Source organism: Ideonella azotifigens (genome assembly GCF_006519715.1).
In the GTDB taxonomy this organism is placed as follows: Bacteria; Pseudomonadota; Gammaproteobacteria; order Burkholderiales; family Burkholderiaceae_C; genus Ideonella; species Ideonella azotifigens.
This window is the reverse complement of sequence record NZ_VIDT01000147.1, coordinates 1-10,076: the sequence shown is the minus strand read 5'-3', so window position 1 is coordinate 10,076 and position 10,076 is coordinate 1. Positions and strand designations below refer to the sequence as shown.

Genomic DNA, 10,076 nt, shown 5'->3' with positions numbered 1-10,076 from the left:
CCGGCGCGTGGACCTGAGCGGTGTCATCGACTATGCGGCTCGCCTGAAGGCGCTGGACAAGCCGGTCACGCTGCTGGTCGACCCGCAGGCCGGCCACCGCAATGACGACCCGCTGGGCCGCGAGGCCGCTCTGTACCTGATGGAGCGCCAGCTGCAGCAAAGCCTGGGTGGCCCGCAGCCCGCACCGCCGGATGCGGTGCTGCAGGCCTACCTGGCGCGCAACACCCGGCTGGGCGCGGAGATGCCCAGGCTCAGGCCGTGAGCCGTGTCACGCCCGGCAGTTCACAGGCATAGACGGCATTGCGCAGCGCGGCAATGGCCTCGTAGCGCGTGAAGCTGCGGCGCCAGGCCAGCACCACCCGGCGCGTCGGCACCGGTTCGGTGAAGGGCACGTACGCCAGGTGCGCGGTGGGCTCCTTGGGCACGGACAGGCCGGGCACCACCGTCACGCCCATGCCCGAGGCAACCATGTGCTTGATGGTTTCCAGCGATGAGCCTTCGAAGCTTTTCTTGATGCCCTCGGTGTCGCTGGAGAAGCGGGCGTATTCCGGGCAGACCTCCAGCACATGGTCGCGAAAGCAGTGGCCGGTGCCCAGCAGCAGCATGGTCTCGCGCTTGAGCTCCTCGGGGCTGATGTGTTCGCGCTGGGCCAGTGCATGGTTGGCCGGCACCGCGACGACAAAAGGCTCGTCGTACAGCGGGGCCACGGCCAGGCCGGTGTCGGGGAAGGGCTCGGCCATCACTGCGCAATCGAGCTCGCCGGTGCGCAGCATGTCCAGCAGCTTGACGGTGAAGTTCTCCTGCAGCATCAGCGGCATCTGCGGCGTCTGCTCGATCGCGTTGCGCACCAGCTCGGGCAGCAGGTAGGGCCCGATGGTGTAGATGATGCCCAGGCGCAGCGGGCCGGCCAGCGGGTCCTTGCCGCGCTTGGCGATCTCGCGGATGCCTTGCGCCTGCTCGATCACGCTCTGCGCCTGGCGCACGATGGATTCGCCCAGCGGCGTCAGGCTGACCTCGCTGCTGCCGCGCTCGAAGATCTTCACGTCCAGCTCTTCTTCGAGCTTCTTGATCGCCACCGACAGCGTGGGCTGCGAGACATGGCAGGCCTCGGCGGCGCGGCCGAAATGGCGCTCGCGGGCAACGGCGACGATGTAGCGCAGCTCGGTCAGGGTCATGCCCGGATTGTGACGAGGAATGCGCTGTTGCCGCGCGCACGCAAAAAAGCCGCCGGGCCAGGCTGGCCTCGGCGGCACAAGGCTGGCGCGCGGGCAGGCCTCCGAAGAGGTCTGCCCCGACCACGCGCCAACGGACTCAAGCGGTGCGAAGCGCCTCGTCGTTCAGGGACGGTTCACGGCCGTCCAGGCGGCGGCAACGGCCAGCGACTCGGGCGAGCCGGCGCCGTACAGGTCCTCGGCCGCCTTGATGGTGTCGGCGCGGGCCATGGCGTGGGTTTCGGTCGAGACCATGTAGACGGTCAGCGCGCGGTACCAGATCTTGGCGGCCTTGTCGCGGCCGATGCCGGTCAGGCTGCCGTTGCCGGTGGCCTTCACCGTGTCACCGGTGGTGCAGGTCTTGGAAGCCGGGAAGGTGGCCGATGCCGTGCCTTCGGCCAGCAGGAAGAAGAAGTGGTTGCTGACGCCGGACGAGTAATGCGGGTTCAGGTTACCCACGCCCTGGTACCAGCAGTCGGCGGAGATGTTGTCCTTGCTCGGCTGGTAGAGGTAGCGCAGCACCGTGCCGGGCTTCTTCATGATCATCTCGCCCAGCGTGTAGTCGCCCGGGTCGCCGGCATTGTTCGCGTAGAACTCGACCATGGTGCCCAGGATGTCAGAGCTGCTCTCGTTCAGGCCGCCGGATTCGTCGCCGTAGATCAGGTCCGCGGTGCGCGAGGTCACGCCGTGCGTCATCTCATGGCCGGCCACGTCCAGGGCCACCAGCGGCTTGAACTGGATGAAGCCGTCGCCATACATCATGCAGAAGCACTCGTCGTCCCAGTAGGCGTTGTCCACGCGCGTGCCGAAGTGCACGCGCGAGTGGGCGCCGTTGCCATCGTCGGCAATGCCGTTGCGGCCCATGACCTTCTTGTAGAAGTCCCAGGTCATGTTCTGGCCGTAGGCGGCATCGGCGGCCACGGTCTGGCGGTCGGTCTTGGTGCTGTCGCCCCAGACGTTGTCGGTGGCCGTGAACACCGTCTCGGTGTCCTGCGTGCCATTCATGTCCACCATGTAGTGGTTGCCGCGGGTGTTGTCCTGCAGCGTGTACTTGGTGCCCTTCTTGTTGACCGTGTCGTGCAGCGGCACGGTGCCGTAGTACAAGGCCTTGCCGGTGCCCTTGTCGTCGGCGCTGTGGATCTCGTTCCAGCGTTCCAGCAGGCTGGCCTGGTGCGCATCGATGATCACCCGCATGCGGGCCGGGCCGCCGGCTTCGTCATGACCCAGCACCGTCACGTCCCAGGCCAGCTTGGGCTGGCCATTGCGGGCATAGACCACCAGCTGGCGCGAGCGGACAGCGCTGTCTGCCACGCCCGAGGTTTTCAGCGCCAGGGCTTCGGCCGCGGTGCCGGACAGGGTGGGCTCGACCGCCAGGTCCAGCCGGCGCTGCGGCGCCTGCGACAGGCCGCTGAACTCGCCGCCGGGGCCGCTGTGCACGACCAGGTCGCCGCCAATGACCGAGAGGTGGCGGAAGGCGCGCTTGAAGCGCACGTGCTCGCTGCCGTCGGCGTCGACGATCAGGTCGGTGGCCTGGTAGTCGTCGTTGCCGGTGGCGCGTACGGCAGCAAAGGCGCTGCCGTTCAGGTGGGCCAGCGCGCGCTGCACGGCGGGGTGGTCAGGCTGGGGCATTGCGGCCTGAGCCATCTGGGCGGACAGCAGCGCGGCGACGCCAGCGACGGTGGCGCGCAGGATGGCGCTGGAAGGGGCGGTGGGTTTCATCGAACAAGCTTTCCAGAGGAGGCCGGCGCTGCAGTGTGGGCAACTTCCCCGGCCGGGGACCATGGGCACAAAGGCATTGCCGGACACCGCGGACCTCGAAAAGCCCGGCGTGCAGCGGCACACAGCGGCACAGAGCAAACCAGACAGATCAATGTGCCGTGGTTGTGAATGTAGTGTTAATAGTATTTTGAGAATATCTTCAAACGTGGGATTTGACAAAGAAAAAGCCGCCGTGGCGAAGGGCCAGCGGCGGCTGTCAGGTCTTGTTCAGATTCACGGCGTGTGCGGCGACCTTGGGCCGCCGCACACGCCGGCAAATCAATTCATCACGAGCGGTTGACGGCCGCCCAGGCGGCCTTCACTGCGGTCACTTCGGCCGAGCTCGCGCCGTACAGGTCGGTCGCGGCGCTGATGGACGCAACACGGGCCGCAGCGTAGTCGGTGCTGGAGGTCATGTAGACGGTCAGCGCGCGATACCAGATCTTGGCGGCCTTGTCGCGGCCGATGCCGGTCAGGCTGCCAGTGCCGCTGGCAACTCGCGTGTCGGTCGACTTGCAGGTCGGCGACGGCGAGCCGGCGCTGGTGCCTTCGGCCAGCAGGTAGAAGAAGTGGTTGGCCACGCCGGACGAGTAGTGCACGTCCAGGGTGCCGACGCCGCTGTACCAGCAGTCGGCCGAGGCGCCATCCTTGCTCGGCTTGTCCATGTAGCGGATCACGCCGCCCTTGACGAAGATTTCCTCGCCGATGGTGTAGTCCGGCGTGTCGTTCGGGTTGTTGGCGAAGAACTCCACCATCGTGCCGAAGATGTCCGAGGTGCCTTCGTTCAGGCCGCCGGATTCGCCGGAGTAGATCAGGCCGGCGGTGCGCGAGGTCACGCCGTGCGTCATCTCGTGGCCAGCCACGTCCAGCGCGGTCAGCGGGTAGTAGCTCTTGCCACCATCGCCGTCGCCGTAGGTCATGCAGAAGCAGTCATCGCTCCAGAAGGCGTTGACGTAGTTCTTGCTGTAGTGAACCCGCGAACGCGCGCCGGCGCCGTCGTCGGCAATGCCATTGCGGCCGAAGGTGGCCTTGTAATAGTCCCAGGTCATGTTCTGACCGTAGGCGGCGTCAGCCGCGGCGGTGGCGGCATTGGCCAGCGTGCCATCGCCAAAGGTGGCGGTGCTGCTCTTGACGGCCGTTTCCTTGCGCTTGCCGTTGCCCATCGAGACGGTGCTGTGGCCGCCGCGGGTCGCGTCGGTCAGCGTGTAGACGCCGCGGGCGTTCTTGTCGGCGTGCAGCGGCACGCTGCCGCTGAACAAGGTCTTGCCGGTGACGGTGGCGTCGGCGGTTTCGATCTCGTCCCACTGGTCCAGCAACTGCTTGCCATGGGCGCTGACGATCAGGTGCGTGCGGCTGGGGGTTGCGTCGGCGCGGTTGCCGGTGACCAGCACTTCCCAGGCCAGTTGCGGCTTGCCGTTGCGGGCGAAAACCACCAACTGCTTGCTGGCGACGGCGCCATTCTTGTGCTCGAAGCGGCCCTTGGCGAACTCGCTGGCGGCATTGCCGGCCAGCGTTGGCGTGGTGTCCAGGTGCAGCGCGCCGGCCAGCGGCTGGCTCATGCCGCGCAGCGCGCCTTGGGCATCGCTGTGCACCACCAGGTCGCCACCGATCACGCGCAGGCCGCGGAACTTGCGGTCGAAGCGCACGTGCTCGGCGCCATCGGCGTCGACGATCAGGTCACGCGCGACAAATTCGTCCTGGCTGGCGGCCAGGCTCGTGGCACCGCCGAGGTGGGCCAGCGCACGCTGCACGGCGGCATGGTCCGCAGCCGGTTGGGCAGCCAGGGCAGCTTGACCCAGGCAGATGGCGAGTGCGGCCGCGGCCACCAGGCGAAGAGAGTGAGACTTCATGAAACAAACTGCTTTCTGTTCCGACGCGGAATTCGGGCCGCAAAAAAGGCCCAGACAGGGCCCCCATGAACTCAGTGTCAGCAGATGCACCGCTTTGGTGTATCCCACGAACGCGGGGTTGGCCTGGTGCAGGGGCGGAACGAATGCACAAAAAGAAGCCGCCCGGTTGGGGTGCTGCAGTTCGCAGCGCCCCAACCGGGCGGCGATGAAGCGCAGGCCACCAGGCCCGCGCTTGCAATCCCAGGGGATCAGTTGCGGTTGACGGCGGTCCAGGCGGCCTTGACGGCGGCGATTTCGGTCGCGCCGTACAGGTCGGTCGCGGCGCTGATGGTGGCAGCGCGGGCACCGGCGAAGTTGGTGGTCGAGGTCATGTACACGGTCAGCGCGCGGTACCAGATCTTGGCGGCCTTGTCGCGGCCGATGCCGGTCAGCGTGCCGGTGCCGGTCGCCGTCTTCTTGTTGCCCGAAACGCAGGTCTTGGACGGCACGCCGGCGGTGGTGCCTTCAGCCAGCAGGAAGAAGAAGTGGTTGGCCACGCCGGACGAGTAGTGCACGTCGATCAGACCGACTGCCGGGTAGAAGCAGTCAGAGGACGCGCCATCCTTGTTCGGCTGGTACATGTAGCGCAGGGCCTGGCCGCTGCCGGCCGGGTACAGCTCTTCGCCGATCAGGTAGTCGCCGACGTCATTGGCGTTGTTGGCGTAGTACTCGACCATGCTGCCCATGATGTCGGAGGTCGCTTCGTTCAAGCCACCCGACTGGCGAGAATAGACCAGGCCGGCGGTGCGCGAGGTCACACCGTGGGTCATTTCGTGGCCGGCCACGTCCAGCGAGACCAGCGGCGTGAAGGTGTTGCCGTCACCGTAGGTCATGCAGAAGCAGCTGTCGTCCCAGAAGGCGTTGTCGTAGTTGCTGCTGTAGTGCACGCGCGAACGGGCGCCGGCGCCGTCGTCGGCAATGCCGTTGCGGCCGAAGGTCGTCTTGTAGTAATCCCAGGTCATGTTCTGACCGTAGGCGGCGTCGGCGGCCACGGTTTGGCCGTCGGACTCGGCGTTGTTGCCCCAGACGTTGTCGGTCGCGGTGTAGATCGTCTCGGTCGACGTGCCGTTGTTCATGCTGACCACGTAGTGGCTGCCACGGGTCAGGTCACGCAGCGTGTAGGTGCTGCCGCTCAGGTCGTCATGCAGCGTCACGTTGCCCGAGTAAAGGGTCTTGCCGCTGCCGGTGTTGTCGGCGGTGTGGATGTCGTCCCAGCGGTCCAGCAGCTTCTTGCTGGTGGCGCTGATGATCAGGTGGGCTTCGCTCGGGGTGCCGTCGGCACGCACGCCGCTGACCTTCACGTCCCAGGCCAGCGTCGGCTTCGCATCACGCGCGAAGACCACCAGTTCCTTGTTCTTCACCGTGCCGCCAGCGCCGAATTCGGCTTGCGCAGCCTTGGCCGCCAGCTTGGCATCGACCTTGGGCGACAGGTCGATCTGGACCATTTGCGCCAGGGTCTGGCTGACGCCGCGGAAGCTGCCGTCACCGGCGCTGTGCACGACCAGGTCGCCACCGATCACACGCAGGCCGTTGTGGCTGCGGTCGAAGCGCACATGCTCGGCGCCGTCGGCGTCGACGATCAGGTCACGGGCGACGAAGGCGTCCGAGCCCGACGAGTGCGCGGCGGCGAAGCCGGTGCCACTCAGGTGCGAGAGTGCGCGTTGCACGGCCGGGTTGTCGGCGGTGGGCTTGGCGGCGATGGCGGATTGACCCAGGCACACGGCCATGGCGGCAGCGGCGACCAAGCGAAGAGAGGCGAGCTTCATGACGTGAGTTACTTTCTTGCTGACTAGCCGGCTGGTGGCCGGTGCGGCGGTGCCGCGTATTGGGACGGGCCTGTAGGCCCAAGGGAAAAACAGTGTGTGAGGAGGCACCTGAACAGACCATCCCTCAGGTAAGGGGCAGGGTCTGCCCGGGGGCGGCAGCTCCACAGCAAGAAAAGGGCCGGGCCCTTTCGAGCCCGGCCCTTTTCAGGGGACAAGGCGCCCGTCAGGGCGCGTCGATTCAGCTGCGGTTAACGGCGGTCCAGGCGGCCTTGACGGCGGCCACTTCGGCCGAGCTCGCGCCATACAGGTCGGTCGCGGCGCTGACGGTGGCCATGCGCGCATCGGCGTAGTCGGTGCTGGAGGTCATGTAGACGGTCAGCGCGCGGTACCAGATCTTCGAGGCCTTGTCGCGGCCGATGCCGGTCAGGGTGGCGCTGCCGGAAGCGACCTTCTTGTCGCCCTTGACGCAGGTCTTGGACGGCGAGCCGGCGGTCGTGCCTTCGGCCAGCAGGAAGTAGAAGTGGTTGGCCACGCCGGACGAGTAGTGCACGTCGATCAGGCCGACCGTCGCGTAGAAGCAGTCAGCCGACGCGCCGTCCTTGCTCGGCTGGTACATGTAGCGCAAGGCCTTGCCGCTGCCGGCCGGGTAGAGCTCTTCGCCGATCAGGTAGTCGCCGACGTCATTGGCATTGTTGGCGTAGTACTCGACCATCGTGCCCATGATGTCCGACGTGCCTTCGTTCAGGCCGCCCGACTGGCGCGAATAGACCAGGCCGGCGGTGCGCGAGGTCACGCCGTGGGTCATTTCGTGGCCGGCCACGTCCAGCGAGACCAGCGGCGTGAAGGTGTTGCCGTCACCGTAGGTCATGCAGAAGCAGCTGTCGTCCCAGAAGGCGTTGTCGTAGTTGCTGCTGTAGTGCACGCGCGAACGGGCGCCGGCACCGTCGTCGGCGATGCCGTTGCGGCCGAAAGTCGTCTTGTAGAAGTCCCAGGTCATGTTCTGACCGTAGGCCGCGTCGGCGGCGGCGGTCTCGGTGCTGGCTTCGGTGCTGTCGCCCCAGACGTTGTCGCTGCCGGTGAAGATGGTCTCGGTCGAGGTGCCGTTGCCCATGCTGACCACGTAATGGTTGCCCCGGGTCGCGTCCTTCAGCGTGTAGGTGCTGCCGCTCAGGTCGGCATGCAGCTTGACCTTGCCGGAGTACAGCGTCTTGCCGTTGCCCACCGCGTCCGCGGTGTGGATGTCGTCCCAGCGGTCCAGCAGCTTCTTGCTGGTGGCGCTGATGATCAGGTGGGCTTCGCTCGGGGTGCCGTCGGCACGCACGCCGCTGACCTTCACGTCCCAGGCCAGCGTCGGCTTCGCGTCACGCGCGAAGACCACCAGTTCCTTGTTCTTCACCGTGCCGCCAGCGCCGAATTCGGCTTGCGCAGCCTTGGCCGCCAGCTTGGCATCGACCTTGGGCGACAGGTCGATCTGAACCATTTGCGCCAGCGTCTGGCTGACGCCGCGGAAGCTGCCGTCGCCGGCGCTGTGCACGACCAGGTCGCCACCGATCACGCGCAGGCCGTTGTGGCTGCGGTCGAAGCGCACATGCTCGGCGCCGTCGGCGTCGACGATCAGGTCACGGGCGACAAAGGCGTCTGCGCCGGACGAATGGGCGGCTGCGAAAGCGGCACCGCCCAGGTGCGCCAGCGCGCGTTGCACGGCCGGGTTGTCGCCCGTGGGCTTGGCGGCAAAGGCGGACTGACCGAGGCAGACAGCCATGGCCGCAGCAGCGACCAGGCGAAGAGAGACGAGCTTCATGAAGTGGGTGACTTTCTTGCTGACGAGCCGGCGGATGGCCGGGTGCGGCGGCGCCGCATGACGAGAGGGCCGGTGAGCCCCGAAAAGGCTTGCACGCGCCCCAAAACAGTTCATGGGATTGACATCCGTCTCTGCTTTGAAGATATGCAATGCATATGTAGCAAGAAAAAGGCCAGGCCCTTTCGGGTCTGGCCTTGTGACGGCTCAGTGTTGGCAGCGCGCGAACCGCGCTGCCAATGACCAGCTGCGCGCAGGCGCTCAGCTGCGGTTGACGGCGGTCCAGGCGGCCTTGACGGCGGCCACTTCGGCCGAGCTTGCACCGTACAGGTCGGTTGCCGCGCTGATGGTCGCGGTGCGGGCGCCGGCGTAGTTGGTGCTGGCGGTCATGTAGACCGTCAGCGCGCGGTACCAGATCTTCGCAGCCTTGTCGCGGCCGATACCGGTGAGCGTACCGGTGCCGGTGGCCGTCCTGGTGTTGCCCGAGACGCAGGTCTTGGACGGCGAACCGGCGGTCGTGCCTTCGGCCAGCAGGAAGTAGAAGTGGTTGGTCACACCGGATGAGTAGTGCACGTCCAGGTTGCCCACGCCGGAGTACCAGCAGTCGGCCGAGGCGCCGTCCTTGCTCGGCTGGTACATGTAGCGCAGCGGGGTGCTGCTCAGCTCTTCGCCGATGGTGTAGTCGCCCGGATCGTTGCTGTTGGCAGCGTAGTACTCGACCATCGTGCCCATGACGTCGGACGTGCCTTCGTTCAGGCCGCCGGATTCACCCGAGTAGGTCAGGTTGGCGGTGCGCGAGGTCACGCCGTGCGTCATCTCGTGGCCGGCCACGTCCAGCGAGACCAGCGGCGTGAAGCTGTTGCCGTCGCCATAGGTCATGCAGAAGCAGCTATCGCTCCAGTAGGCGTTGTCGTAGTTGCGGCTGTAGTGCACCCGCGAGTAGGCGCCCTTGCCGTCGTTGGCAATGCCGCTGCGGCCGAAGGTGTTCTTGTAATAGTCCCAGGTCATGTTCTGACCGTAGGCAGCGTCGGCCGCCACCGTTTCGAGGTCGGCTTCGGTGTTGTTGCCCCAGACGTTGTTGGTCGCGGTCACCAGCGTCTCACGGCGGGTGCCGTTTTTCATCGTGACCACGTAATGGCTGCCGCGGGTCAGGTCGCGCAGCGTATAGGTGCTGCCGGACAGGTCGTCATGCAGCGTGACGTTGCCCGAGTACAGCGTCTTGCCGGAGCCGACGTTGTCGGCGGTGTGGATGTCGTCCCACTTGTCCAGCAGCTTCTTGCTCGAAGCGCTGAGAATCAGGTGCGCCTCGCTGGGCGTGCCGTCTGCCTGGGTGCCGCTGACGAGCACGTCCCAGGCCAGTTGCGGCTTGCCGCTGCGGGCGTAGACCACCAGTTCCTTGCTTTGCACAGCGCCGTCCCGGTGCGGGAACAGCGCCAGCGCGGCCTTGCCGGCGTGCTCGCTGGCGACCTTGGGCACCAGGTCGACCTGGACCATGCGGCTCAGTGTCTGGCTGATGCTGCGGAAGCTGCCGTCGGCCCCGCCATGCACCACCAGGTCGCCGCCGATCACGCGCAGGCCGTTGTGGCTGCGGTCGAAGCGCACGTGCTCGGCGCCGTCTTCGTCGACGATCAGGTCACGGGCAACGTAGCTGTCC

The 10,076-nt window shown here is 66.6% G+C and carries 7 protein-coding genes; 1 reads left to right on the top strand and 6 read right to left on the bottom strand.

Annotated features, from left to right (window positions below; all coding sequences use genetic code 11):
- Window positions 1–262 (top strand): hypothetical protein (locus tag FKP22_RS31980; protein WP_170200859.1); only part of this gene is annotated, 262 nt, incomplete at its 5' end.
- On the opposite strand, the gene FKP22_RS11555 is transcribed toward FKP22_RS31980, so the two are convergent.
- From FKP22_RS11555 to FKP22_RS11530, 6 genes are all read right to left on the bottom strand, one after another.
- Window positions 252–1,175, bottom strand: coding sequence for a LysR substrate-binding domain-containing protein (locus FKP22_RS11555; protein WP_141287644.1), 924 nt, complete (start codon window positions 1,173–1,175; stop codon window positions 252–254). The two genes, FKP22_RS31980 and FKP22_RS11555, sit on opposite strands and share 11 nt — an antisense overlap.
- Window positions 1,176–1,337: 162 nt before the next feature.
- Entirely contained in the window at window positions 1,338–2,930 is a 1,593-nt protein-coding gene (locus tag FKP22_RS11550) for a M4 family metallopeptidase (protein ID WP_141287643.1), read from the bottom strand.
- Between the two features lie 326 nt (window positions 2,931–3,256).
- Window positions 3,257–4,819: a M4 family metallopeptidase gene (locus FKP22_RS11545; RefSeq protein ID WP_141287642.1), complete on the bottom strand. Its 1,563-nt coding sequence runs from the start codon at window positions 4,817–4,819 to the stop codon at window positions 3,257–3,259.
- A gap of 248 nt (window positions 4,820–5,067) precedes the next feature.
- Window positions 5,068–6,624: a M4 family metallopeptidase gene (locus FKP22_RS11540; protein WP_141287641.1), complete on the bottom strand. Its 1,557-nt coding sequence runs from the start codon at window positions 6,622–6,624 to the stop codon at window positions 5,068–5,070.
- A gap of 238 nt (window positions 6,625–6,862) precedes the next feature.
- Window positions 6,863–8,425 carry a M4 family metallopeptidase gene (locus tag FKP22_RS11535; RefSeq protein WP_211361378.1) on the bottom strand — a complete coding sequence of 521 codons (1,563 nt, stop codon included), beginning with the start codon at window positions 8,423–8,425 and terminating at the stop codon, window positions 6,863–6,865.
- Window positions 8,426–8,683: 258 nt separating this feature from the next.
- On the bottom strand, window positions 8,684–10,076 hold a 1,393-nt coding region (locus FKP22_RS11530; RefSeq protein ID WP_141287640.1), incomplete at its 5' end, for a M4 family metallopeptidase.